Genomic DNA, 23,379 nt, shown 5'->3' with positions numbered 1-23,379 from the left:
TTCCCGGTCAGTCGGCGGTGCCGGAGGCGGATGCGGATGCGGATGCGGATGCGGACGGGGTTGCGGACACGGACGGGGTCGCGGACGGAGTTGCGGTGGTCGAGGACGTCGCCGACGGGCGGTCGCCGGGCAGGCCGGCCTGCCGGCCGATGCCGCCCTGCGGGCGCTCGCCACCGGGAACGTTGCCGGCCCGCGAGAAGTCCGGGATCAGCGAGTCCGGGGTCAGCGAGGTTCCCCAGCCCATGAAGGCGGCGCCGAGCACTCCCGTGTAGGCGAGGCAGACGACGCCGAGGAGGAGGCCGACGCGTCGCAGCACCTTGGACCGGCGCCCGGAGGAATCGACGAAGACGGGCCCCTCAACAGACCCGTTGCCTTGTTTGCGGCGGCGACCGCGCCCCGCGGCGCGGCTTTCGATGGCAGGCTCGGATTGCATTCCCCGGACATTAGGCAGGCTTTATGTGATCGTCTTCGTGATTCATGTGAGGCACCCATGAGAATCCCCTTTCCCTGTCCTTTCGCTGAGAGATTCCATGAACGACTGCGGCAGCCGTCGCGAGGGAGAAACAGCCTGAACATCCCTTTCACCCCGCACCATTCACCCGTTTCACGCCTTTTGTTCCACGAGGTTTCCATGTATTGACCGAACCGGTGAACACCATGACCGTGTGAGACGTTTTCCTCTTGAATCAGGCTTTGTTTCGAGCTTGAGACACACATCACGAGAGCGGGTGCATCTAAATGCGGAGTTTCCTCAGGTCGACTGCCGGGCTTACCTGCCTGTTTGCCATGGCAGTCACGGGGTGCTCCTCGGGCTCCGACGGCACGTCGGACGCGGCGCCCGCACCGTCGAAGAAGGCGTCGGCCTCGGCGGGCGAGGCCGACGGCTCGGACGTGTCCAGCACGGCGTACGCGCCCTACGTCAGCGCGACGGAGGCCGCCGACACGGACGCCGCGGGGGCGCCCTCGACGTACAACCTCGCCTTCGTGATCGCCGACGGCAGCAGCTGCACCCCGGCCTGGAACGGGACGGACGCGATCGGCAGTTCGGCCGTGACGTCACGGATCTCGAAGCTGAAGGAGAACGGCGCGACGGTCCGGGTCTCCTTCGGCGGCGCCTCGGGCAAGGAGCTGGCGACGACGTGCTCCAGCGCGTCGAAACTCGCCGCCGCGTACGGCGCCGCGCTGGACGCCGCGGGCTCCTCCCAAGCCGACTTCGACATCGAGGGCGACACGCTGACCGACGCGGACTCGGTCGCCCTGCGGTCGCAGGCGATCGCGCGGCTCCAGAAGGAACGGCCGGACCTGAAGGTCTCCTTCACCCTGCCCGTGATGCCGTCGGGGCTCGACTCCGGCGGCCTCGCGCTGCTGGAGTCCGCCAACAAGTACGACGTGCAGGTCTCGACGGTCAACATCATGACCATGAACTACGGCGAGTCGTACGACGGGGACATGGGCGACTACGCGGTCACCTCGGCGAAGGCCGCGCACGCGCAGCTGAAGAAGGTGTTCGGGCTGTCGGACGCGGGCGCGTGGGGCGGGATGGCGCTGACCTCGATGATCGGGGTGAACGACGTGGACGGGGAGACGTTCTCGCTGTCCGACGCGACGGATGTGCGGGCGTTCGCGGAGGAGGAGGGGATCGCTTGGGTGTCGATGTGGTCGACGTTCAGGGATGCGCCGTGTGAGAGCGGGACGGCTTCGCAGGATGACGCGGCGACGGACTGCAGTGGGGTGAGCCAGAGCCCGGGGGCGTTCGGGAAGGCCTTCGCCGGCTGAGTGCGCGGCGCGGGTCGTACGTGGGTGGTGCGTGGGTTGGTACGTGGCTGGTGCGAGGGTGGTGCGTGGGTTGGTACGTGGCTGGTCGCGCCCACGCGGCGGAGCGCACATGGACAGCACCCCGCGCCCCTGAAGGGGCCGCACCTATCGCCGTCTGTGCACAAGGCGGCCCGCGCACACGGTCGCGATGCACTCCCCCGCCCCGTCGAACACCGCCAGGTCGGCCCGGCCGGACCGCACGATCGTCGGCTTCGGGGGCGGGTCCGGAAGAACCGTCACGTCGTTGCGGTCCGCCGCCGCCCGCAGCTCGGGCGAGTCGGCGTACCGCTCCAGGACCGCCGCCGCTCCCCGCTTGAGCACCGCGTGCACCCGCTCCCGCGGGCTCGGGGCGGCCGGGAGGGGGCCGTCGTGGACGCGGGCCGGGCCCAGAGCACCCGGCCAGGTGCGGAGCCTCGCCCGTGGGAACCGTGCGCGCAGCTCGTCGTACGTCCCGACCGCGGCGATCCGGTCGGTCGCCACCAGCACGGCGCCGTTCTCGATCGGCTCGGCGTCCCAGGTGACGAAGACCCGGTCCGCCGCGTGAATCGTCTCCACCGGTGCGTCAGTTGGAGGTGAGGAGCTTCAGCTCGGGGTGCGCGGTGCCGCCCTCGATCGCCGTCGAGGAGATGTGGGACATCACCCGCTCGTCGACCGGGTCGTTCGCCGGGTCGTCGTGGACGACCAGGTGCTCGTAGGTCGTGGCGCGCTGCGCCGGGACGCGGCCCGCCTTGCGGATCAGGTCGATGATCTCCAGGCGGTTGGAGCGGTGCTTGGCGCCGGCCGAGGAGACGACGTTCTCCTCCAGCATGATCGAGCCGAGGTCGTCCGCGCCGTAGTGGAGCGAGAGCTGGCCGACCTCCTTGCCCGTGGTCAGCCAGGAGCCCTGGATGTGGGCGACGTTGTCGAGGAAGACACGGGCTACGGCGATCATCCGCAGGTACTCGAAGAGCGTGGCCTGGGTGCGGCCCTTCAGGTGGTTGTTCTCGGGCTGGTAGGTGTACGGGATGAAGGCGCGGAAGCCGCCCGTGCGGTCCTGGACGTCCCGGATCATGCGCAGGTGCTCGATGCGCTCGGCGTTGGTCTCGCCGGTGCCCATGAGCATCGTGGACGTGGACTCCACGCCCAGCCGGTGCGCGGTCTCCATGATCTCCAGCCAGCGCTCGCCGCTCTCCTTGAGGGGCGCGATGGCCTTGCGGGGGCGCGCGGGAAGGAGTTCCGCGCCGGCGCCCGCGAAGGAGTCCAGGCCGGCCTCGTGGATGCGGGTGATGGCCTCTTCGACGGAGACGCCGGAGATCCTCGCCATGTGCTCGACCTCGGACGCGCCGAGGGAGTGGATGACCAGCTGCGGGAACGCGTCCTTGATCGCCTTGAAGTGCTTCTCGTAGTACTCGACGCCGTAGTCGGGGTGGTGGCCGCCCTGGAACATGATCTGGGTGCCGCCCAGCTCGACCGTCTCCGCGCAGCGGCGCAGGATGTCGTCGAGGTCGCGGGTCCAGCCCTTGGCGGTGTCCTTGGGGGCCGCGTAGAAGGCGCAGAACTTGCAGGCCGTGACGCACACGTTCGTGTAGTTGATGTTCCGCTCGATGATGTACGTCGCGATGTGCTCGGTGCCCGCGTACCGGCGGCGGCGTACGGCGTCGGCGGCGGCGCCCAGCGCGTGCAGCGGGGCGTCGCGGTAGAGGTCGAGCGCCTCTTCCGGGGTGATCCGCCCACCGGCAGCGGCACGGTCGAGGACGGACTGGAGATCGGCCTTCTCGGTCACCGGGCGCGTCCCTTTCGAAATGGCTTGTGGACGGACCGAACCAGCCTACGCCAGCCCCGCGTCCGCCTTTCGAACGGCCCGGCCTCAGGCCGTGTACGCGCCGACCAGCAGCCCCGCGAACGCCCCCGCGATCAGGAACGGCCCGAACGCGATCGCCGTCTTGCGCCCGGCCCGCCGCAGGACGACGAGCGCACCGCCGTACAGGGCGCCGAGCAGGAAGCCGGCGAAGGTGCCCAGCAGCAGGGTGGGCCAGCCGTACCAGCCGAGGACGGCGCCCGTGCCGAGGGCCAGCTTCACGTCGCCGAAGCCCATGCCGCCGGGGTTGACGAGGAAGAGGACGAAGTAGCCGCCGCCGAGGGCGAGGGCCGCGTAGAGGGAGGTGAGCCAGTCGCCGGCGTGCTCGGGGAGCAGGGCGGCGACCCCGAGGAGCGCGAGGGCGGCGGTCGCGAGGGGGAGGGTGAGCGGGTCGGGGAGCCGCCGCACCCGGAAGTCCACGACCGCGAGCAGTACGGCGACGGGAGCCAGGAGCAGCCAGACGGCCAGCTCCGGACGCGCGCCGGTGGCCAGGGCGAGGGCCGCGCAGACGAGGGCGGTGGCGAGGGCGAGGGAGGTGGCGCGGGGGCCGCGGGCGGTGGCGCGAGGGGCCCGGCTGGTGGCGCGGGGGGCAGGTGCGGCTTCGTCGGTGGTTGCGGCTTCGTCGGTGGTTGCCGATTCGTCGGTGGTTGCGGCTTCGTCGGTGGTTGCCGGTTCGGTGTTCCCGCCCGCAGCACCGGTGCGGGTCGCGTTGTCAGGCGCGGGTGGCCCCTCCCGGTCGTCCTCGCCGTCGGCGGCAGCGGCTCCGCCGTCGGACAGCACCCCGCGCGCCTTCTGGTCGGACAGCACGCCCCGCGCGTTCTGGTCGGACGGCACCCCCCGCGCGTTCTGAGGGTCCGCGCCCCGCGCACACTGCTCGCACACCCCCCGGCCCAGCCACCCCCGGATCGGATGCCCGCCGGGGCACGCCTTGCGCCACTCCTCCCCCGCCGGCACCGAGAAGCGGTACGCGGCGCGGGGCAGCAGGGCGCCGGCCGTCGCGCCCCAGAGGGCGGCGGCGGCCGGGAGGGCGAGGTCCAGGGCGGTCATCCGGTCGCGGCGGCGCCGTCGCGCCAGGCCGGGAGGAGTTCGTCCAGGAGCGCCTCGGTGCGCGGGGGCAGGCCGCGCGCGCCGCTGCGGGCGACGAGGTCGGCGGCGAGGGCGCGCAGCCGGTCCGGGTCGCCGGTGGCGTGCGTGGCGCGCAGCAGCTCGTTCCAGAGGCGCTCGTCCGCCGGGGCCGTCCTCAGCGCCGCGCCGAGCGCCTCGATCGCCTTCTCCGCACGGTCCTTCTCCAGGTGGAACGCGGACAGTGCGAGGCCGATGTCGGCGACCAGGAGCGGGAGCTGAGCGTCGATGATCTCGTGGGTGAGCCAGCGGTAGCGGCCCTCCGCACGATCGGCGAGCAGTGGGCCGCGCACCAGGACGAGCGCGTCGGTGAGCAGACGGCCGCGGACCGCGCGGCTGTCGACGCCCTTGCCCTGGGTGGCCTCGTGGTAGAGGGAGCGCAGCACGTCCAGGTCGGAGACGACCGACTTGGCGAGCGTGAGGCGGCCGGCCGCGTCGGTGCGCAGCCGGGGGCTGCCGTCGGGGTCGGTGCCGAGCCAGGCGCGCAGCCGCTCCAGGAGGGCGTCGCGGACGTCCTCCGTCACGCCCCGCGGCCACAGCGCGGACGACAGTACGCGCGGGTGCACGCCCTCGCGGTGCAGCAGGAGCAGGGCCAGGGCCTCGTGGAGGAGGGCGCTGCGCTCCCCGTCGGGGGTGTCCAGACCGATGATCTCGTACGGCCCGACGAGCCGCGCGTACACCGCGGGACGGCCCTGTTCGCTGATGTCGACGAGGAACGGCGGGGTGGTGGTGGGCCCGTCCGGGTCGCGCTCGGGGTCGGCCTCCACGAAGAGTTCGACGACCGCGCGCTGCTGGACGGCGGGCAGCAGCTGGGCCTGGAGTTCGAGGCCGAGGAGCGGGGCGAGGAGCCTGCCGTCCGGGGTGATCTCCATCGCCCAGGCGGCGCCGGGCAGGTCGCCGCTCTCGGTGCCGACCAGGTAGCCGATGCCCAGTCGGCTGGCATCGGCGGCGAGTTCGGCCAGGCGCAGGGCGTCCTGGTCGGACGGCCGGCCGGCGAGGAGGACGAGGTTCGGGGCCCAGCGGGTGTGCTGGGCGGGCCCGGTCCGGCCGGTGAGGACGGAGTGGTGGTCGGCGGCGCCCAACGCGCCGCGCCGCTGCCGGGTCTCGGCCTCCATCGTCTCGAACAGCGCTTCCACGTCGTCGAGATGGCGCAGCCGGTTGGGGGCGAGCGGGGTGAGCTCCGCGCCGAAGCCGACCAGAGTGATGGTCATACGGTCCGACCAGCCGTTGGTGGCGAGTTCGGCGGCGACCGAGGCGAACACGGCGGCCCGGTCGGCCTCGCGGCCGCTCAGCGAGACGATGCCGGGCACGGCCTCCAGGTTGAGCAGCAGCCGCGAGTCGTCCATCGTGCCGAGGCTGACGAGCCCGGGGTACGGCGCGGCGGCGTCGGTGTCCTCGTAGCGCTCGGCGTCCGCGCGGGACAGCGTCCAGAACGTCTGGTCCTGGCCGAGCTGCCAGGGCGCCGGGGGTTTGCCGGCCGGCTGGGCCAGTTGGAGATGCAGATCGCCGTTGCTGAGCCAGGCCGCGTAGACGACGGGCAGGGAGCGGGACTCGGCGGTGAGGGCGGCGGCGAGTCCGCGCAGCGACCGGTCGAGCAGGCGTACGCCGTCCGGGTCCGCGCCGACCAGCAGCGCGTCCTGCACGTCCTGGGCGTCGCCGGTCGGGATGGGCGGCTCCATGCCGCGGCGGCCGCCGACGGCACCGAGCGCCGACTGCCACAGGGCCTGCCGGCGCCGGCGGCCGAGGGCGGCGAGCAGGCCGGCGGCGAGGAGGGGGGCGCCGAGCAGAGCCTCGGGGAGGCCGAAGGAGGAGTGCCCGGAGCTCTCCTGAGCGTGCGCGGCGGGGGCACCGGTGCCGCCGCTCTGGCGCGGGCTGGGCACGGTGATCTGCGCGGTGGCGCCCTCCTCGCCGGCGTGCTGCCCGCCGCCCTGCTCCTGCTGGTGCTGGGCGTGGTCGCCGGTCCTCGCGTAGTCGCCGATCTGCTGCCGGACCTCCGGCGAGACATGCGCGTCGGGGTTCTCGACGAGTTCGCCGCCGTGCGCGTCGCCGGGCATCTCCATGATCCAGCCGGGCCGGATCAGGCTGGCCTCGGAGAGCCGGGAGCCGTCGGGCTGGATGCGGTCCTTGTTGAGCTCGTAGATCTCCTTGTACCGGCGGCCGTCGCCGAGGTGGCGCTGCGCGATCTCCCACAGGGAGTCGTGGTGGCGGCCCTCGGGCGGCTGGATCCGGTAGTACTTCGTCGCGCCGTGCGTGGCGGTGGAGCCCTGTTCGGCCTGGGCCGAGACCTGGCTGGCCTGCTCGGCGAGGGCGGCGGCGGTGTTCTTCGCCTGCTCCTGCTGCTGGGCGAGGATGCCGGGGGTCGCCTGCGCGGTGGCCACCGTGCCCTTCTGGTTGCCCTCCAGGCTGTGGCCGAGCTGCGAGAGGCCCGGGGTGAGGCTGGCGGCGGTGGCGCCGACCAGCAGCAGCGCGGCGACGAGCTGCCGGGCGAGCAGCTGGCTGGGGCCGGCGCCGGGGACCCGGCCGGGCAGGCCGACACCGGAGACGGCGGCCTTGACCTCCACGAGCACACAGGCCGTGAACTGGGCCCAGGCCAGCCAGACGACGACCGTCAGCGCGTACAGGAACGTCTGGACGTCGATCGGCTGCGACAGCCAGTCCATGCTGGGCGCGCTGCGCGGCAGGGGCCAGCCGACGGTCACGGCGAGGGCGCCGGGGACGCCCACGACGAGGACGAGCAGCACCACGAAGGCGAGGAACGCCTTGACGACGTCCCCGAACGTGCGCCGGCGCAGCCGCACCGGCTGCGGGGTCCGGTTCCGCGGACCGGACGGACTGGTCCCCGTCGGTCTTCCCGTCGAGCTTGATGTGCCGCGTCGCGCCATGGCGGGTGTCCCGTGGTCGTGTGTGGAAGGAGTGGGCCGGGGGCACATCGAGCCAGCCGAAGTCCCCCTGCCGATCCTATTGACTGGCACCGACAGCGTCGAAGGGGGAGAACGGCCAACGACCGCCCGAATCCTCCGCTTTCCCCAACCGGTTCCCGATTCGCCGGAGTTGCCGAGGCCCACCCTGCACACGCTCTCTCCACACACCCCGCACAACCCCCGTCCGGTGAGGCCGGCCGACCCGGATCCGCACACTCCGCCCGACGACACCTGCCCATCCCAGCCCAGCCCAGCACGGCAACGGCAACGGCAACGGCAACGGCCGTACGCACGCACGCACGGTCGGGGCTGTTCGCATGTGCGGCGGCGGTACGACGGCGCGTCGCGGCCCTTCCGGCGGAGCGCCTAGCCGACCTCGTTCTCGGCCGTCGCCTGGCCGTGCACCACGATCGCGCCGCCGTAGAACATCCCGGTGAAGACGGGGTCGTACGTCAACTGGACCTCGACCTGGACCTGTTGTTCGTCGGCGGAGACGCAGTGGGTGCCGGCGACGTCGGCGGTGGACATGTCCATCTCGCGGGCGAAGGTCTTCACCCGGGCGTCGCAGTCCTGGAAGTTGATCGGGGCGCCGCCCTGGTTCTCGTACAGCTTGTCCAGGTCGATGTCCTGGGCCGCGTAACGGGCCGCCTGTTCCGCGATGTCGGCGGCCCGTTCGCGCTTGGAGATGGACAGGCCGCCGTCGATGACGAACGCGGACAGGGTGAGGAAGACCAGGGCGAAGATGATGACCGCTCCCGCGCCCGAGCCCCGGTCGTCGAGACGGAGCCGGCGCGCGGTCCACCAACTGCGCAGCACCGCAAGGCTCATGCTGCCCTCCGGAAGGGGTCCAGCGGCGAGGAGAAGCTCGCGGTGAGCCTCGTCGGGATGTCCAGGCCGAGCATGGCCAGGCCCCGCACCTGGCAGCTCACCTCGACCGTGAAGATGGAGTCGGGCTCGAAGCCCGCGCTGGTCTGGACGACGGAGACCGGACCGGAGCAGACGTCCGAGAGGTCCGCCTCGGCGGCCTTCTGGGCCTCCGTCATGGCCGTGGCGTGGTCCTTCTGGATGGACCCGGCGCGGGCCGCGTCGCGCGCGGCGCCGTCGACCGCGCCGCGCCCGTCGACGAGCTGGCCGAAGGCGACCAGGACGAGAATGAACAGGATCATGACCGGGGCGAGGATGACGACCTCGACGGTCGACAGCCCCCGGTCGTCGTGCCGAAGTCTTTGCGCTGCGGAGGGCATCTAGTTCCCGTCCTCCACGAAACGCTCCACCGGCCCCGCGGACCGTGCGTGCACCGTCAGGTCCAGGCCGGGGAACACCGTGGGGATGCGGGCCGTGATCTCGACGCCGACCGTGTGCTGTTCCGGCTGGACCGTCTTCACGTCGGGCGACAGGACGAGCTGCGGCCCGAGCTGGCTGATGTAGGAGTCGACCACGTCCTGGGCCTCGCCGCGCCAGGCGCCGGGTTCGGCGTCGGCGGTGGCGCGGGCCTTGCGGGCGCCGGCCTGGGCGGCCGCCTGGGCCACGTGGTCGGCGAAGAAGTACAGCGCGAACTGCACCGTCGCGAAGATCATGAAGAAGAGAACGGGGGTGAGGAACACGAACTCGATGGCCGTCATGCCCGAGTCGGCCGAGTCACCGCGCGCGACGGCCGCCCGGCGGCGTACCCAGCCGCCCGGGCCTCTGCTCACGCCCACAGACATCCCCGTCATCCCCGTCATCCCCGTCACCCCGTAGAAGTACCCGTACGCCCGCTCAGCAGGTCCCGCTCGCGTTGGCGCCCTTGATGCAGTTGCCGACCTTGTTGGCGCCGTCGCTCAGCGCGGCGTTGATGATGGCGGCCACCACGCCGACGATCGCCACGACGACCGCCGAGATGATGACCCACTCGACGGCGGAGGCACCGCGGTCGAGTTCGCCGGAGCGGGCGCGCTGCACACGGCCCTGGAGGAAGGTGACCAGGAAGTCCACCGCAGGGATCCCGGTGCTGAAGTTCCGTGCGTTCATGATGTCTTGTCCTCTCGAAACAGCAGTTGGCGAAGGTTCTCGATTCAGCTCGGGTCAGCTCACACCTGGAACACCCGCATCGCCGCCGGGAAGATCAGGAAAACCAGGAAGCCGGCGCACAGCAGCAGCTGGGCGACGAGCATCGACTGGGACTTCTCGCCCGCGCTGCCCTCGATCTCGGCGAGTTCGCGGTGGCGCATGGTCTCGGCGCGGGAGGCGAGGGACTCTCGGACCTTGGCGCCGTCGTCCGCGACCAGGGCGAGGGAGGCCGACAGGTCCTTCAGCTCCTCCACACCCAGTTCCTCGCCGAGCGCGCCGAGCGCCTGCCACTGGCTGACGCCGGTGATCCGGGCGTCGGAGAGAGCGTTACGGATGCGCTGGTTGGCCCAGCCGTCGGAGACCTCGGCGGCCGCCATCAGGGCCTCGGGGAGGCCGCGGCCGCCGGCGAGGCTCATCGACACCAGGTCGAGGTACGCCCCGATGACCCGCCTGAGGTCCCGGCGCTTCTCGGCCGCGTCCCGTCGTACCTCCAGGTCGGGCAGGAAGAAGAACAGGGCCGCGCAGGCCAGGGCCAGCCAGACCGGGACGACCGGGCTGCGCCCGAAGCCCATCGTGTAGACGACGGCGAAGAGGAAGGGGCCGAAGATCAGCCCGGCCGCCGCGAGCAGCACCTTGGTCGCCAGGAACCTCTCCCAGCTGCGGTCGAGGACGGCGAGGTCGGCGCGGAGCGAGCGCTGTTCCCAGCCCTGCTGGCGGTAGAACTCGGCGACCCGCGCACCGACTTCGGCGCGCAGCGAGCCGAACCTGCCGGTGTCCTGCGTCGGCCGCGCCGACTCGTAGGCCGCGCCGCGCGCCCGCATCGCGTCGATCCGGGCGACCTGCGCGACCGCGCTGCGCCGGGACGGCATCAGGGCGCGGATCAGGGCGTAGACGCCGAGACCCAGGATCACGCCGACGAGGATCGGCATCGTGAGGTTCACCGGCGGACTCCTTCCTCGGTGGGGAGCTGTTGCTGGCCCGGTGCGCCCGGCACGCCCGGTGCGCCGGGGACGGTGCGGGGCGGTCGTACGAACTGCACGGAGGACTGGTCGCGGACCAGGAACCGTTCCGGGGTCTCGATGGTGGACAGCTTGCGCAGCCACCAGAAGCCGAGCGCGAACAGGCCGCAGACCAGGGCGAGTACGAGCTGGCCGACGGCGGTGCCGTACGGCGCCACGAAGTCGCGGTTGAAGACGGCGAGGCCGAGGACGAAGGCGACCGACACGGCGACGACGATCTGGACGGAGCGCCGTGTGGACGCCCGCTGGGCCATCACGCGCTGCCGCATGTCGACCTCCTCGCGGGCCGACTTGGCGAGCGCGCCCAGCACTTGGCGCAGACCAGGCCCGCGCAGCCGCGCGTTGAGAATGAGAGCGGCCACGATGATGTCCGCCGACGCGTCGTCGATCTCGTCGGCGAGGTGCTGGAGCGCGTCCGGCAGCGGGGTGCGGGCGCGCAGCCGGTCGACGAGGGCGTCGAGGTGGGGCCGCAGGATGGGCGCGGCGGCACGGCCCGAGGCCGGGATGGCCTGTTCCAGGCCGACCGCGCCGGCGATGGTGTCGCGCAGCGACTCGGTCCAGGAGGCAAGGGCCTCGACGCGCTTCATCGCGGCCCGCTCCTCCGCCGCGCCGCCGAACAGCTTGTCCCAGAAGAAGACCAGGACACCGGCGGCGATGCCGGCCACCGCCCAGCGGGTCAGCAGGAGCACGGCGAGCCCGATGATGGCTGCCAGCGAACCGCGCTGACCGGCGAACCGGATGAGCTCGGCGGCCCGTTGGTCGGCCTTCTGCTTCTCGTGGTCGGGCTTGGCGGGCAGCCCGCGGATCGCCAGGATCAGCAGCGCGAGTCCGCCGCCGGCGGCGACTCCGCAGCCGAGGGCGTAGAGGACCGTGGTGGAGAAGAGCCCGCCCATGGAGCCCAGAGAGTCCAGGTTCATGTCACGTCACCCCCAGGCCCCGTGCGGCTGGTAGCCGTAGGCCATCAGGTCCTCCAGGCAGGCTATGGGCGCATGCGGTACGACCCGGCCGTCGGGTGTCTCCGCGAAGACCTCGCTGGACAGCACCCGGCCGTCGACGCCGTTGACCTCGCGCACCGAGGTGACCATGCGCTGGAGACGGCCGCCGGCCTGGTAGTTGTTGCGCCGCTGGATGAAGACGACGAAGTTCACCGCGCCCGCGATCAGCATCTGGCTGGCCTCGATGGGCAGCCGCTCGGAGGCCTGGAGCGCGTACGTCGAGATACGGTTGAAGACTTCGCTGGAGCTGTTGGCGTGGATCGTGGAGAGCGACCCGTCGTTGCCCTGCGACATCGCGTTGAGCATGGTGACGATCTCGTCGCCGAGGACCTCGCCGACAATGACGCGGGAGGGGTTCATACGGAGCGAGCGGCGGACCAGCTCCGCCATGCTGATGGCGCCCTGGCCCTCGGAGTTGGGCAGCCGCTCCTCGAACGCCACGACGTTCGGATGCAGGTCGTGGAAGGTGTCGAGCCCCAGTTCCAGGGCGCGTTCGACGGTGATGAGCCGCTCGTGCGGGGGGATCTCGTTGGCGAGGGCGCGCAGCAGGGTCGTCTTGCCCGCGTTCGTCGCCCCCGCGATCATGATGTTCTTGCGGGCCCGGACGGCGCAGGCCATGAAGTGCGCGACCTCGGGTGTCAGCGTGCCGTTGCCGACGAGATCGGAGATGAACACCTTGCCCATGCGGGCGCGACGGATGGACAGCGCGGGCCGCCGGGTGACGTCCATGACGGCGGAGAGCCGGGAGCCGTCGGGAAGCCGCAGGTCGAGCTGCGGGTTGGCCGAGTCGAAGGGCCGGGACGACAGACCGGAGTAGGCACCGAGCACCTGGATGAGCTCGATGAGCTCCTCGTCCGTCTCCGCGACGGGCTCCCCGACGGCCTCGCGGCCGTCGCTGTAGCCGACGAAGACCTGGTCGCAGCCGTTGATGTCGATGTTCTCGACGTCCGGGTCGTCGAGCAGCGGCTGTAGCCGCCCCACGCCGAACAGCGCCGCGTGCACGGCGGCCGCGTACTGCTCCTCGGTCTCCGCGTCCAGCGGGGTGCGTCCGGCGTTGATCTCCGCGCGGGCGTACTCCTCCAGGATCTGGGCTATGACCGCACGGGCGTACTGCCGTTCGTCCTCGGTGGACATCGGCGTCACGCCGGACGCCTGGTCCTGGCGGCGCTGCTCGGCGATACGGTCGCCGGCGTCCTGCCGGAACCGCTTGACCAACTGGTGGTCGACAGCGGTCATCGGCCGGCCCCCGCGTGGGGCGCCTGTGTCGGTACGGACCAGGCGGCGCCGTACTGCTGGTGGAGGTCGGCGGTGACCTTGCGGGCCGAACGGATGAGCAGGGACTTGTCGAGGCGCCCGCGCTTGCGGCCGGCCAACTGGTCGGCGCCGGCCGGGTCGTCGGCGATGGTGCCGACCACGCGGGCGCCGGTCTGGGCGTGCACGAGCATGTCGTTGACCTGGCCCACCAGCTTGCCGGCGCCGGCCGGGTCGGCGACCAGGACGACACCGATCAGCGGGGTGGCGAGGGCGGCGGCACCGCGCGGACCGCCGTGCAGCTTGTGCGCGAGGGCCGCGGCCCGGTCCCGGACCCGGGCGAGCGCCTCGGGCTCGGTCCGCGAGACGAGCAGGACGAGCGCCGCGTGCGGGAACATCTCCACGGCCGGGGTGTCGCCGCTGATCCGCCCGCAGTCGGCGATGACGTCCGCCGGGGCGTTCGGGGAGTCGGCGAGCGCGGCGAAGGCGTGCCCGAGGGTGGGCCACAGCCCGGCGAGCCCGGCGGCGTGCTCGGCGATCCCGAGGCCGACGAGCACCTCAAGACCGCCGCTCAACGGCTGGACGTGATCCCAGAGTTGGTCCGGTACGAGCCCGCGTCGCGCGGTGGCGGCGATGGACAGCATGCCGGTGTTGGGGTTGAGCGGTCCGCCGTGCGCGGCGGCACTGCGGTAGACGAGGTCGCCGCCGGCCGGGTCGGCCTCGGCGAGCAGGACCCGGCGCGGCCAGACCGCGGCCAGTGCGACGGCCGCGGTGGTGACGCCGGGGGAACCCTTGTCGGCGGCGATTGCGATGAGCGCCATGGGGTGCGGGCCGCCTTCTAGTTGCCGTTGCCGGATACGCCGGGCACGAGGACGAGGGCGACCGAACCGGTGGCGGCGGCCTGGGCCAGCGCGGCGGCGTCGGCGCTGTCGACGGTGAGCGTGATGGCGTAGTTGGTGCTGCTGACCAGGTCCGAGCTGCTCTTGTCGTCCGGTACGGCGCTGACCTTGGCGTTGCCCGTGATCAGCGAATCGCCGCCGGAGGAAGAGGACGAACCGCCGGAGGAGGAGCCGCCGGAGGAAGAGGAGCTGCTGACACGGTAGGCGGCGACGGTGTCGCCCACCTCGAGACCGCTCGGGTACTGACCCTCCTTGAGAGCCAGGCCGACGGTGGACTTGCCGGCGGGAAGCTTGCTGCCGCTGCCGAACATCTCACCGACGGCGACGGCACCGGCCGGGATGGTGCTGGTGGCCTTCAGCTTCTTCAGGCTCTCCAGCTGGGACCACCTGACGTAGTGGATGCTGGAGTCGTCGGCGACCATGACGGAGGTCACGTTGCTCCCGGTCACGGACGAGCCGGCCGGAATCTCCTGCGTGATCTTTATGACCTCGATCCGCTTGCCGGCCTGCAGCACGAGCGTCGTCGCCCCCAGCGCCCCCAGCAGAATCAGCAGCACGGCGAGCGCGGCCAGCGCGGGCTTGCGCTCCCGGGGGGCGGTGGGAAGCCGGTCACCGACCGAGGGTTGAGCCGGACCCGCGGAACGACCGGCGCCCGCCCCCGTACGCTCTTGGATCTTCACGCAACCGCTCCCCGTTACAGCCAAGACAGTCTCTGTCGAGAACTCTGAAAACCTGTCAACGCCTGTCGCCGTGCCTGCCGGTACAGCGAAAGCGGACACTCCACACGAATCACCCCGACCCGGCCAAATACTCGGCCGCAGGGCGAGTGTCAAGCGATCGCACCGTATCAGCCGTGCATAAGCCCCTCAAGGCACGCCCGGACTCCTTGACCTCACCGAAATCGTCGTTGCGATCTGCAACTGCGGTGGTCTGTGCGGCGGTTGGGATGTGGGAGACGGGAAGGGATTCCGAACTGTGCGCAGGCGAATCCACAACACCCTGTCAGCACCCTGTCCACGGCCGAGTCCACGCCCGACGCCCTCACCGCGCGCCCATGAGGTCTGCACGAAGTGCTCACGCGGGCCGACGGGCGCCGGGTCCTGGACGGCGGCCCGAGTAGGATCACGGATCACCCGGCCGGGCGAAGGGGTTCGCCGCCGTGAACACCCCTGACGACACGACCGACAGCGACGCCCGACCGCGACGCCCGACTCTGAGGATGGCGGACCGTGACCGTGCCGCAGCGCCGTTCCTGGCAGCCCCCGGCGGGTGAGGAGCTCGTGGCGCGCGCCCCGGTGTCCTTCGCGACCGGCGCGGCGCACCGGGTCCAGGGCCGGCGCTGGTTCCGGGACACCGAACGGCGGGACATACAGGCCGATTTGGCGGGCTGGCCGCCAGGCCCGGCCTATCGGCTCAGGTCACGGGTCGGCCCCGTGGTGTGGACGGTACTGACGGCCGCGTTCCTCCTCGGCCTCTTCGTCCTGACCGTGGTCTCCGGAGGCAACGGCCCGACGGGCGGCGGCCCCGGCGGCGGGGGCTCCCTGGGCAAGAGCGAGGACCCGGACGACGAGGAGACCGACTTCCCGGTGCTGTGGGCCGCCCCTGGCACGATCGCCCGCACCCTCCCCTGGGAACTCGACCCGGCCCGCCGCCCCGACACGGACATCACGCACCTGGTCCTGACCGACCGCCGGCTGCTGGTCCTCGGCGGACTGCGGGACCCCAGGGACCCCTGGGAGGAAGTCCTCTGGGAGACGGACCTGAGCACGGTCGCCACGGTCGAGCGACGGCCGTTCAGCGTCGGCGAGCGCGACTTCCGGATCACCTTCACGGACGGCTCCTGGTGCCGCCTGGCGTCGTTGGAGGGCGAGCCGCTCGTCCGGCACCTGACCGCCGGCCGCCCGCCGGCTACGCCGTGACCCGGACGGTCTCGGCCAACTCGTCGGTCAGCTCACACAGTTCGTCCGTGCAGGCCAGCTCCTTCCAGGACGTGAGCAGGACGAGCCCCCACGTCTCGTCCGCCCGGATGCCGTACGCGCACGTCTCCATCACCGTCCCCAGCCCGTCCCGGCCGACGTCCTGCACGTACGCGTGCCGCACGCGCACCGCGGGACCCGTGGGAAGGGTACGGAACTCGGCCTCGGGCGGGCGGTAGGAGACCGGGGTGGGGGCGGCGAGGTAGCGCCGCAGGAGGTCGACGGTCAGGACCGGATGGGTGTCGTCGGCGACCAGCGCGGACAACTCGATCCGGGCGAGTTCCCCGAGACGGGGCTCGGGGACGTACGACAGTGCGGCGATCGGTCCCCGCTCACGGGAGTCGGCGGCGGCTTCACGGAGTTCGGTGGCGAGGGCATCGAGCAGCTTCGGCTCGCCGTCGTCCGATTCGACGAGCCGCCGGGCGGCCTCCCCGGCCCAGGCGCCCAGCTCGACGGAGGCGCGCACCGGCAGCACGACGGCGTCCTTGGGCGTCCGCAGACGAACCGTGGCGGCGGCGAACTCGGGCATCAGGCCATCCATTGCAGGGTGCGGGCGACGGAATCGAACAGCGTGACCAGGGCCTCCACCAGCGGCTCCAGCGGCGGTGCGGTCGGCGTCGAGAAGGAGAGCAGCACCCGCTGACCGCTGTGCGGGACGGCGAGGTAGACGTCCAGATGGGCGACGGCGAGCTTGTTGCCGTCGGGATCGTCGGCGGCGGGACGGCGAAGGTAGCGGTGGCGTACTGCGGGGCCGGCGGGGAGGTCGACGAGGGTGACGTCGTCGGCACGGGCCTCGGCGCGCAGGGCGAGGGAGCGGGCGATGTCCCCGAGGTCGCCGGCCTCGGTGCCGGGCGACGGCCGCAGGACGGTCACGACGAGACCGGCGGAGACCGGCACCTGGCCGAGGACCTGGTTGACGACGTACATCTCCACGCCGCCGTTGGCCTGCGCCGCCTCGGCCTGCGCCCGCATCCGATCTGCGAGCGCGGCCTCAAGCTGCGGGGTGGCCTGCGTCCGCCGCAGTCCCCGCTTGACCAGCTTGTCGATGCGGTGGGTCCACCGCTCCGGGCTGTCCAGCACGATCCGCTCCCAGCCGTCGGGGACGGCCAGGCGGTAGTCGGAGGGGGATGGGGCGGCGGGGGCTGCCGCAACGGGGGATTCCGTACGGTCCGTCATACGTCGGTTCCGCTCACGAGGCCGCCGGTCTCGCCCTGCCGACCGCGCCGCTCGTTCGACCTGCTCATCACAGCGGCGGTCAGGGGTGCGAGGACGAGGACGGCGGCGGCACCGAGACAGCCGTACGCGGCGGAGGTCCCGCCGATGGCGGACCTGCCTCCGAGGACCGGCCGGTAGTGATCCGACGGATCGATGACCGCGAGAGTCCTGGTGCCGACCGAACTCTCGTCCGCGCACCGCTTGTCGTTCCTGAACACGCGCCGGATGGTTCCGTCCGGGAGCGTGACACGGCAGTACGTGACGCGAACACCGTGCGACGCCTGTTCGTGCAGGGGCTTCGCGTAGGTGACCGTGGTCTCCTGCCCGCGCAGGTGCAGGTACCACTCGTCGGCGGCGTACGAGCCCATCCAGACCAGGGCGACATAGGCGACCGCGACGAGGCCGCAGGCCACGAGCCCTCCGAGGGACCTGCGGGTCCTGAACCCCGCCCAGGCCACGGCCACGCCCCAGGCCGCACCGACGAAGAGCGCCGAGGAGTTGAGGACATACGTGGACAGCAGGCAGAGGAACACGCCGATGACGGCTGCCAGAAGCAGCCGTATCCACGGCCATACCGTTCTGCTCTCGTCCGTGCGCCGATCGCCGTCGAAATCCCAGCCGCTGGAGGGGCGGGAGTGTTCGGCGAGGATGTGCCGCACGGCCGGCTCGCCACCCTCCTCCAGGGCGATCTCGCGCAGCCTCGGCAGACCGAGCCCTTTCGCTTCGAGTTCACGCTGTCTGCTTCCCGGGAGCCGGGCGAACTGCTCGTCGACGGTCTGTCCGTCTCCAGGTGCCACTTTCCTCGTTCTCTCCTCGCCCTTGCGGGCCTCGCCGTGATCCGGTGCCGGCCGACTCGGTCCCGGCGGACTCGGTCAGCCGCCGGTGACCTTCCAGTTCCAGTTGTAGAAGGGAATGCCGCTCGCCCCGGCGGGGGCGGTGTGCTTGAGACCGTCGAACTGGTTGCGTTCGATGGAGGTCGGTTCCCAGCCCGCCGCGGGTGCCAGGTTCACGATGCCCGCGCCCAGGGGCAGTACCTGGCTCGCGGCGTAGAGGCCGCCGGCCGACCATGCCTTGCCCTTGAACACCGAATCGGAGAGACCGCCCCACTTGGGCAGGTCCTTGGTGAGGATCGGGTCCTCGGCTCCTCGTTCGGTGACGGCCGTACGGATGTCGCTGAAGTACGCCTTGAAGTTGACGGACTCCTTCACGATCGACTTCATTCTGGGCAGGACACTGTCAGGTCCCTTCGCGAGGGCTTCGGCGATCTTGCCCGCCTTGACTCCCGAGTTCGCCTGGGCGATCTCGCCGGCCAGCTTCTCGCCGACACCCAGCCCCCGCAGGTTCAGGAACTCCCTGAGCGCCGACGAGCCGCGTGCGGCGGTGGCCGCCTCCTTGAAGGTCGTCCCGAGGACCCGGCCGGCGCCGAAGGACAACACGCCGACCACGTCGATCGCGACGTCCAGCCAGGTGCCCTTGCCGTCCAGGGCGGAGACGGTGTCGCAGACGAGGGCGACGACGGAAGCGATCAGCGCCAGGGCCCCCAGCACCTCGCCGAGGATGGGTACCCAGCTCAGCACCAGCGCCAGCAGGCAGAGCACGCCGGCGATGGCCCCCGCCCAGTGGCCGATCGTGGCGACCCAGTCCTTCCAGTTGTCCCACCAGTGGTGCTTGGGATCCTTCAGCCCGTCGTGGTCGATGGCGTCCCGTATCGCCTTGGCGGCGTACCCGGCCTGGGTGTCCCGGTAGTCGAGCGCCGCCCGAAGCTCCCGCTTCGCGGCGTCGAGCTCCCCGTCCGACGCCTCCTTCTGCCGCTTCAGCTTCTGCTTGTCCGGGTGGCTGTCGTCCCCGGACGGATGCTGATCGATCTGCTTCTGGTAGCCGCTGCTGTCGGCATCGGCGGCGGCGGCCTTCTTCAGCGCCGTCCGCACCCGGTTCTGGGCGTGGCTGAGAGCGGTCGCCCAGTTCTCCCGCACCTGGTCGGCGATGGGCTCGTACGGCACGGAGGACCCGAGCGCCGCCCCCGCCGCCGCGTACCGCTGATGCGACTGGCTGAGCAGCTTGACGGTGTCCCCGGTCTTCGCGGCGAACGCCTTCCCGGCGTCCGAGTCCCACCCGTTCCCGTCGACGAGATTGCGCAGCTTCCCGGCCTGCTCCTCGATCAGCTTGGCGGTGTCGGAGATCCGCTTGCCGAGCCGGGCCACCTCGTACGGATCCCCCGGCGTGAACTCCTTGTCGTCATACCGGGCCGTCTGCCAGTCGACCCCGGAGAAGTCGTCGCTCACTTGTCCCCCGGCTGCGCCTTGATCAACGCGTCGGCGAGATGCTGGTCGACCCCGTCGTAGGCCTTCGCCGCCTCGCCCGCGGTCTTCCCGAGAAACTCCAGCCCGTCGCAGAGCTGCTTGCGCTTCTTCTTCCAGTCGTCCGCGAAGTCGCCCAGGGCGTCGGCCACATCACCGGACCCGACCTCGGAGCCGTACGAGTCGACGAGATCCTTCGCATGTTCAAAGTTGGACTTCAACTTCGCGACAGACCGGCTGATCTCCCGCAACTCGCTCGTGGACACCCTGACGTGATCCGCCATCACTACCCCCGTGAACACCTGCCTACCCGGCCGCCCCGCGACACGCAGGAGGCCAGGGTCACTGTGTGTCGAGGGTTTCGGGGGCTACAACCAATGGACCGCAAAGGGAGGCCAAAGGAGGGGCGGCGCCCAGCAGGTCATACCGGCATCCACGCCATGCCCGCACAATTTTCACAATGCCCATGCGGCTGACCGGGGTAGGGGACACCTCGCTGCGACCACTGGGCCACCCTCCCGAGGAGGGTCCCGAATACCGTCATTCGTCACGTCTACAGCGAAGTTCGCGGTGGCGAAACCCCGGATCCCACGGATACCGTTTGCACTCTTGACGAACTTCATTCTCACGGGGGAGTCCACAGTGAAGCGCCGCACCTTGCCCGTTGCCGCCGCGCTCGCCACGACCGCAGCCCTGCTGCTGACGGCATGCGGAGGCGGGGACGACAGTTCCAAGGGCAACGACAAGATCACGGGGGCCAACGGAACGGGAGGCACCACCTCTCCATCGCCGTCCGCCTCCGCCTCGGCCGACAAGAACGCGCCGAGTTTCGACTTCCCGTCTGACATCACGGTGACCGTCGACCGGGAGTCGACGGGAGATGTCACCAAGGACGCGGCTCTGCGCGACCTGGCGTACGCGGCCGAGGCTCGGCTCGAAGCTTTCACCAAGGGGAACGGGCAGACCGCCAATCTCAATCGCTACTTTGCGGGATACGCCCGCACTTACTGGATCGACAGGGTCGCGGAGCTCAAGAAGCAAGGGCTGACCCTTACGGGACACTATCGGTACTTCAACTTCGAGGTCACCGACATCGCCAACGGCAAGACGGCGGCGGTCCGTTACTGCGAGGACCAGAGCAAGGCATACGGCAAGGTCATCAAGTCTCAAAAGGTGCAGGTCACCAAACCGAGTGACAAGGATTTCATCCTCAATACGCTCCAGGTCGCGAAAGACTCGGCAGGCGACTGGCAGGTCACGCGGCAGAGCTGGAAGAAGGGTGATGCCTCGTGCGTGCAGGGGTAGGTGTCCGAGCCGCACGTCCCACATTTCGAACGGCTGCGGCCGTGAGCCTGGTCATCGCGCTGGGAGCCGGCACTCCGGCGTATGCGGGCGACCCTTCTTACGGCGGTGACGAGGGCGACGTCCAACCGACACCACCCCACTCCGGCACCGACTCGGGCGCCAGCTCAGGATCCGGAACCATCGGCGCCCACATCCGGATCAGCCAGAGCAAGACCGGAGGCTCCAGCGACTCCACCTCGAAGGCCACGTCCTCGAACGCGAACTGGAAGCCCCCCGTCTGCTGGTACGAACCCATGTACACCCCGGACGAGTACGAGGAGTTCATCAAGTCCTCGTACAAGGGCGCCCAGGAACCAGCCGCGAGCTACGCCAAGAAGCGCGCCGATGAGGACTACCACAAGGGCGACAAAGGTCTCTGGTGGCAAGTCCAGTTCCGCAACGACAACTACACCGACGCCTGCCCGGTGACCCCGGCCAACTGGGAGATCTGGGTCCCGCCCGCTCAGCCGAAGGCGGATCCCAACCAACTGACCCCCGAGATCCTCTCGAAACTCGCCTACAACTCGACGAAGTTGCCGAAGCCTCCGGTGGTACTCAGCCCGAGCCCGGACCAACTGAAGGTGAACCTGGCTACCCGGGTGAAGTTCGAGGGGGATTTCGACCGGGTGTGGACAACGGCCGGCATCAACTACAAAGGCGTCGAGATGGCCGCGACGACCGTCGCGACTCCCGTGGCCCTCAGAGTCGACGCAGGCACGGCGGACGCCGATCCGCAGACCTGCACGTACGACCTGGTGAAGGGCGACAACGGCTACACGGTCGACAGCAAGGACGCGGCCTGCAACATCACCTACCGCCGCTCCTCCGGCACCGGCACCTACCCCTTCAAGGCGTCGATCACCTGGAAGGTCACGTGGACGGACTCGGCCGACCCGGACGGCCCTGCCCAGCAGCCGGGCCTGCCTGACGGCCTGTCGACGTACGAGCAGGACGTGACAGTGAAGGAAATCCAGGCGGTCAACCGCTGATGAGACGTGAGCGGCTTGCGGAGTTCCGGCTCCGGGTCGCTTCAGGAGACCAGAATCCGACATGAGTGACCTACGCCTCGAAGACACGATCTTCCAGGACCTGAAGAAGACCTTCTCGTCCATCAGCGACCGCATGGAGACGACCCGCCGCACGCTCCGCAGCGCGGACGCCTCAGCCGTCGGCGAGAAGCAACTCATTGAAGACGTGCAGGACTTCGCCGACGACTGGGGCTACGGCATCAAGCAGCTCGGTAAACACACCCAGGGCGCCGTGAAGATGATCAACAAGATCGGGGAGAGCTTCGGCAAGCTCGATCTGGACCTGGCCGAGTCCCTCAAGGCTCCGAAGCAGAAGGGCAAGTGACGTGGCTGGGCAGCGGCCTGCCTTCCCCCACATAGGCTGGGATCCCACGCCGGGGAGCGTGGAGGACACCCGTGACCTCGCCAAGCAACTCGGTCAGCTCGCCGGGGAGCTGGGCACGGCGCTCGGAGAGCTGGAGCGTATCGAGTGCGGGGCCTGGAAGGGCAAGACTGCAATCGCGTTCACCGACTACATCGACAGGGACGTCACGCCACTCATCCGCAAGAGTCACGACTCCTTCGACAAGGCGTCGCGCGCACTCCACCGCTGGGCCGACGACCTCCAGGACTTCCAGGACCGTGCCGACCGGCTGGAGAAGATCGCCGGGGACAAACTCGACGCGAAGGCCAAAGCCGAGGGAAAAGCGGACGGCAAAGGCAGCGACGAACTCGCCAAAGCCTCCAGCGCCGTTGACGGCGTCATCCAGAAGGTCCACGAACTGGAGGCGGACTACCGGGCGGCGGCCCGCCAGGTCAGCAAGGAGCTGGACAAGGCCGGTGACATCGCTCCCGATGAGCCCGGATTCTGGGACAAGCTGGGGCACGGAATCGAGGATGCGTGGAATGCCACGGGGAAGTGGCTGGAAGATCACGCGGACCTGATCAAGATGGTCGGCGACGTCCTCAGCGATCTCACGGCAGTACTTGCCCTCCTGGCCATCATCACGCTCCCCTTCGAACCGCTGGGGGCGATCTTCGGCGCGGCAGCCATCCTCACCAGTGGGCTGGCCCTGTTGTCCCACTCGATTGCCAAGGCGGCCGGAGCGGACGTCAGCTGGATGGAGCTCGGGACGGACGCACTCGGTCTGCTGCCGGGCATCGGCGCCTTCGGCAAGGAAGGTGTCATGATCGAGAAGGGTGTGGACGCAGCGGCCGAGGCCAAGCTCTTCGGTGCGGGATTCAGGGACCTGGGTCCCAGGATGGGCCGGAACCTGATCTCCTTCGGCGAGAAGGCGGAGTCGGTGGCCGGCGGCAAGTCCCTGACAGCCTTCGGGAAGTCCGTGACCCTCTGGGGGACGAAGGAAATGCAACTGGTGGGCAGCGAAAGCTCAAAGTTGAATCGGCTGGCCGGAGTCATGAAAGCCGGTTACCGGCAGGGGCAGACCATGGGAACCAAGGGCTGGAACCTGCTCACCCCGGAGAAACTGAGCGTCGATCCCTTGAGCAAACTGGGTCGAGGCATCGACGGAACGCTCAAGATAGCCCCGAAGGCGTTCAGCATCTACACACAGGCCAAGGAACACATCAACGCGGGCGATCGCCTCAACCAGGCCGCTACTGCCCACTGAA

25 protein-coding genes are annotated in these 23,379 nt (G+C 70.5%); 6 read left to right on the top strand and 19 right to left on the bottom strand.

The features are described from left to right. Window positions 1-7 precede the first annotated feature (7 nt). Entirely contained in the window at window positions 8-433 is a 426-nt protein-coding gene (locus AB0P24_RS16030) for a hypothetical protein (RefSeq protein ID WP_365794263.1), read from the bottom strand. A 305-nt stretch (window positions 434-738) separates the two neighbouring features. Here AB0P24_RS16030 and AB0P24_RS16025 point away from each other — a divergent pair, with 305 nt between their 5' ends. Continuing rightward, complete coding sequence (locus AB0P24_RS16025) at window positions 739-1,776, top strand: chitinase (protein ID WP_365794261.1); 1,038 nt, start codon at window positions 739-741, stop codon at window positions 1,774-1,776. A 144-nt stretch (window positions 1,777-1,920) separates the two neighbouring features. Here AB0P24_RS16025 and AB0P24_RS16020 read toward each other — a convergent pair whose 3' ends face one another. The 13 genes from AB0P24_RS16020 to AB0P24_RS15960 all read right to left on the bottom strand — a co-directional run bounded on the left by AB0P24_RS16020 (window position 1,921) and on the right by AB0P24_RS15960 (window position 14,588). Further along, the gene (locus tag AB0P24_RS16020) at window positions 1,921-2,370 is read right to left on the bottom strand and encodes a hypothetical protein (protein ID WP_365794259.1); all 450 of its coding nucleotides are present in this window, start codon (window positions 2,368-2,370) and stop codon (window positions 1,921-1,923) included. A gap of 7 nt (window positions 2,371-2,377) precedes the next feature. Next, complete coding sequence (gene mqnC / locus AB0P24_RS16015) at window positions 2,378-3,577, bottom strand: cyclic dehypoxanthinyl futalosine synthase (RefSeq protein WP_365794257.1); 1,200 nt, start codon at window positions 3,575-3,577, stop codon at window positions 2,378-2,380. Window positions 3,578-3,661: 84 nt separating this feature from the next. Further along, window positions 3,662-4,699 carry a prepilin peptidase gene (locus AB0P24_RS16010; protein ID WP_365794255.1) on the bottom strand — a complete coding sequence of 346 codons (1,038 nt, stop codon included), beginning with the start codon at window positions 4,697-4,699 and terminating at the stop codon, window positions 3,662-3,664. Next, on the bottom strand, window positions 4,696-7,656 hold the full coding sequence (locus AB0P24_RS16005; RefSeq protein ID WP_365794253.1) for a BTAD domain-containing putative transcriptional regulator: 2,961 nt from the start codon (window positions 7,654-7,656) through the stop codon (window positions 4,696-4,698). The genes AB0P24_RS16010 and AB0P24_RS16005 overlap by 4 nt, the downstream gene beginning before the upstream one ends. Before the next feature lie 405 nt (window positions 7,657-8,061). Further along, window positions 8,062-8,523: a pilus assembly protein TadG-related protein gene (locus AB0P24_RS16000; RefSeq protein ID WP_365794251.1), complete on the bottom strand. Its 462-nt coding sequence runs from the start codon at window positions 8,521-8,523 to the stop codon at window positions 8,062-8,064. Beyond that, a complete protein-coding gene (locus AB0P24_RS15995; protein ID WP_365794249.1) occupies window positions 8,520-8,939 on the bottom strand; it encodes a TadE/TadG family type IV pilus assembly protein in 420 nt (139 codons plus the stop codon). Before AB0P24_RS15995 ends, AB0P24_RS16000 begins: the two co-directional genes overlap by 4 nt. Continuing rightward, a complete protein-coding gene (locus AB0P24_RS15990) occupies window positions 8,940-9,401 on the bottom strand; it encodes a TadE family protein (protein ID WP_365794247.1) in 462 nt (153 codons plus the stop codon). It lies immediately after the preceding gene. 52 nt (window positions 9,402-9,453) lie between these two features. Further along, on the bottom strand, window positions 9,454-9,705 hold the full coding sequence (locus AB0P24_RS15985; protein WP_181801646.1) for a hypothetical protein: 252 nt from the start codon (window positions 9,703-9,705) through the stop codon (window positions 9,454-9,456). 59 nt (window positions 9,706-9,764) lie between these two features. Continuing rightward, window positions 9,765-10,685, bottom strand: a complete 921-nt coding sequence (locus AB0P24_RS15980; protein WP_365794245.1) for a type II secretion system F family protein — start codon at window positions 10,683-10,685, stop codon at window positions 9,765-9,767. Further along, window positions 10,682-11,680, bottom strand: coding sequence for a type II secretion system F family protein (locus AB0P24_RS15975; protein WP_365794243.1), 999 nt, complete (start codon window positions 11,678-11,680; stop codon window positions 10,682-10,684). The genes AB0P24_RS15980 and AB0P24_RS15975 overlap by 4 nt, the downstream gene beginning before the upstream one ends. 6 nt (window positions 11,681-11,686) lie before the next feature. Next, entirely contained in the window at window positions 11,687-12,994 is a 1,308-nt protein-coding gene (locus AB0P24_RS15970) for an ATPase, T2SS/T4P/T4SS family (RefSeq protein ID WP_365794241.1), read from the bottom strand. Beyond that, window positions 12,991-13,830, bottom strand: coding sequence for a hypothetical protein (locus AB0P24_RS15965; protein WP_234533877.1), 840 nt, complete (start codon window positions 13,828-13,830; stop codon window positions 12,991-12,993). Before AB0P24_RS15965 ends, AB0P24_RS15970 begins: the two co-directional genes overlap by 4 nt. A gap of 17 nt (window positions 13,831-13,847) precedes the next feature. Further along, on the bottom strand, window positions 13,848-14,588 hold the full coding sequence (locus tag AB0P24_RS15960) for a hypothetical protein (RefSeq protein ID WP_365794239.1): 741 nt from the start codon (window positions 14,586-14,588) through the stop codon (window positions 13,848-13,850). 549 nt (window positions 14,589-15,137) lie between these two features. Here AB0P24_RS15960 and AB0P24_RS15955 point away from each other — a divergent pair. Next, window positions 15,138-15,827, top strand: a complete 690-nt coding sequence (locus tag AB0P24_RS15955) for a hypothetical protein (protein WP_365794237.1) — start codon at window positions 15,138-15,140, stop codon at window positions 15,825-15,827. Here the strand turns inward: AB0P24_RS15955 and AB0P24_RS15950 are convergent. From AB0P24_RS15950 to AB0P24_RS15930, 5 genes are all read right to left on the bottom strand, one after another. Beyond that, a complete protein-coding gene (locus AB0P24_RS15950; RefSeq protein ID WP_365794235.1) occupies window positions 15,817-16,413 on the bottom strand; it encodes a hypothetical protein in 597 nt (198 codons plus the stop codon). The two genes, AB0P24_RS15955 and AB0P24_RS15950, sit on opposite strands and share 11 nt — an antisense overlap. Further along, complete coding sequence (locus AB0P24_RS15945) at window positions 16,413-17,060, bottom strand: hypothetical protein (RefSeq protein ID WP_365794233.1); 648 nt, start codon at window positions 17,058-17,060, stop codon at window positions 16,413-16,415. The genes AB0P24_RS15950 and AB0P24_RS15945 overlap by 1 nt, the downstream gene beginning before the upstream one ends. Further along, entirely contained in the window at window positions 17,057-17,896 is an 840-nt protein-coding gene (locus AB0P24_RS15940) for a hypothetical protein (RefSeq protein WP_365794231.1), read from the bottom strand. Before AB0P24_RS15940 ends, AB0P24_RS15945 begins: the two co-directional genes overlap by 4 nt. 75 nt (window positions 17,897-17,971) lie before the next feature. Further along, a complete protein-coding gene (locus AB0P24_RS15935; RefSeq protein ID WP_365794229.1) occupies window positions 17,972-19,381 on the bottom strand; it encodes a hypothetical protein in 1,410 nt (469 codons plus the stop codon). Further along, window positions 19,378-19,680 carry a type VII secretion target gene (locus tag AB0P24_RS15930; protein WP_365794227.1) on the bottom strand — a complete coding sequence of 101 codons (303 nt, stop codon included), beginning with the start codon at window positions 19,678-19,680 and terminating at the stop codon, window positions 19,378-19,380. The genes AB0P24_RS15935 and AB0P24_RS15930 overlap by 4 nt, the downstream gene beginning before the upstream one ends. A gap of 325 nt (window positions 19,681-20,005) precedes the next feature. On the opposite strand from AB0P24_RS15930, the gene AB0P24_RS15925 reads away from it, so the two are divergent. The 4 genes from AB0P24_RS15925 (at window position 20,006) to AB0P24_RS15910 (ending at window position 23,378) form a co-directional block, all read left to right on the top strand. Continuing rightward, window positions 20,006-20,701: a hypothetical protein gene (locus AB0P24_RS15925; protein ID WP_365794226.1), complete on the top strand. Its 696-nt coding sequence runs from the start codon at window positions 20,006-20,008 to the stop codon at window positions 20,699-20,701. A gap of 41 nt (window positions 20,702-20,742) precedes the next feature. Next, the gene (locus AB0P24_RS15920; protein WP_365794224.1) at window positions 20,743-21,729 is read left to right on the top strand and encodes a hypothetical protein; all 987 of its coding nucleotides are present in this window, start codon (window positions 20,743-20,745) and stop codon (window positions 21,727-21,729) included. 61 nt (window positions 21,730-21,790) lie between these two features. Continuing rightward, window positions 21,791-22,093 (top strand): hypothetical protein, encoded by a 303-nt coding sequence (locus AB0P24_RS15915; protein ID WP_234533856.1) that lies wholly within the window; start codon window positions 21,791-21,793, stop codon window positions 22,091-22,093. Between the two features lie 58 nt (window positions 22,094-22,151). Then, window positions 22,152-23,378 (top strand): enoyl-CoA hydratase/isomerase family protein, encoded by a 1,227-nt coding sequence (locus tag AB0P24_RS15910; protein ID WP_365794222.1) that lies wholly within the window; start codon window positions 22,152-22,154, stop codon window positions 23,376-23,378. Window position 23,379: the final 1 nt, after the last annotated feature.

The organism is Streptomyces sp. NPDC086519 (genome assembly GCF_040686075.1).
Classification (GTDB): domain Bacteria; phylum Actinomycetota; class Actinomycetes; order Streptomycetales; family Streptomycetaceae; genus Streptomyces; species Streptomyces shenzhenensis.
The sequence above is the reverse complement of the archived record's forward strand: the minus strand, read 5'-3'. Positions and strand labels throughout refer to the sequence as shown.

What these genes read in the sequence shown, in the direction of transcription:
- AB0P24_RS16030 (WP_365794263.1), bottom strand. Translation starts at nt 433, where the DNA reads ATGCAATCCGAGCCTGCCATCGAAAGCCGCGCCGCGGGGCGCGGTCGC.
- AB0P24_RS16025 (WP_365794261.1), top strand. Translation starts at nt 739, where the DNA reads ATGCGGAGTTTCCTCAGGTCGACTGCCGGGCTTACCTGCCTGTTTGCC.
- AB0P24_RS16010 (WP_365794255.1), bottom strand. Translation starts at nt 4,699, where the DNA reads ATGACCGCCCTGGACCTCGCCCTCCCGGCCGCCGCCGCCCTCTGGGGC.
- AB0P24_RS16005 (WP_365794253.1), bottom strand. Translation starts at nt 7,656, where the DNA reads ATGGCGCGACGCGGCACATCAAGCTCGACGGGAAGACCGACGGGGACC.
- AB0P24_RS16000 (WP_365794251.1), bottom strand. Translation starts at nt 8,523, where the DNA reads ATGAGCCTTGCGGTGCTGCGCAGTTGGTGGACCGCGCGCCGGCTCCGT.
- AB0P24_RS15995 (WP_365794249.1), bottom strand. Translation starts at nt 8,939, where the DNA reads ATGCCCTCCGCAGCGCAAAGACTTCGGCACGACGACCGGGGGCTGTCG.
- AB0P24_RS15990 (WP_365794247.1), bottom strand. Translation starts at nt 9,401, where the DNA reads ATGTCTGTGGGCGTGAGCAGAGGCCCGGGCGGCTGGGTACGCCGCCGG.
- AB0P24_RS15985 (WP_181801646.1), bottom strand. Translation starts at nt 9,705, where the DNA reads ATGAACGCACGGAACTTCAGCACCGGGATCCCTGCGGTGGACTTCCTG.
- AB0P24_RS15975 (WP_365794243.1), bottom strand. Translation starts at nt 11,680, where the DNA reads ATGAACCTGGACTCTCTGGGCTCCATGGGCGGGCTCTTCTCCACCACG.
- AB0P24_RS15970 (WP_365794241.1), bottom strand. Translation starts at nt 12,994, where the DNA reads ATGACCGCTGTCGACCACCAGTTGGTCAAGCGGTTCCGGCAGGACGCC.
- AB0P24_RS15965 (WP_234533877.1), bottom strand. Translation starts at nt 13,830, where the DNA reads ATGGCGCTCATCGCAATCGCCGCCGACAAGGGTTCCCCCGGCGTCACC.
- AB0P24_RS15950 (WP_365794235.1), bottom strand. Translation starts at nt 16,413, where the DNA reads ATGCCCGAGTTCGCCGCCGCCACGGTTCGTCTGCGGACGCCCAAGGAC.
- AB0P24_RS15945 (WP_365794233.1), bottom strand. Translation starts at nt 17,060, where the DNA reads ATGACGGACCGTACGGAATCCCCCGTTGCGGCAGCCCCCGCCGCCCCA.
- AB0P24_RS15930 (WP_365794227.1), bottom strand. Translation starts at nt 19,680, where the DNA reads ATGGCGGATCACGTCAGGGTGTCCACGAGCGAGTTGCGGGAGATCAGC.
- AB0P24_RS15915 (WP_234533856.1), top strand. Translation starts at nt 21,791, where the DNA reads ATGAGTGACCTACGCCTCGAAGACACGATCTTCCAGGACCTGAAGAAG.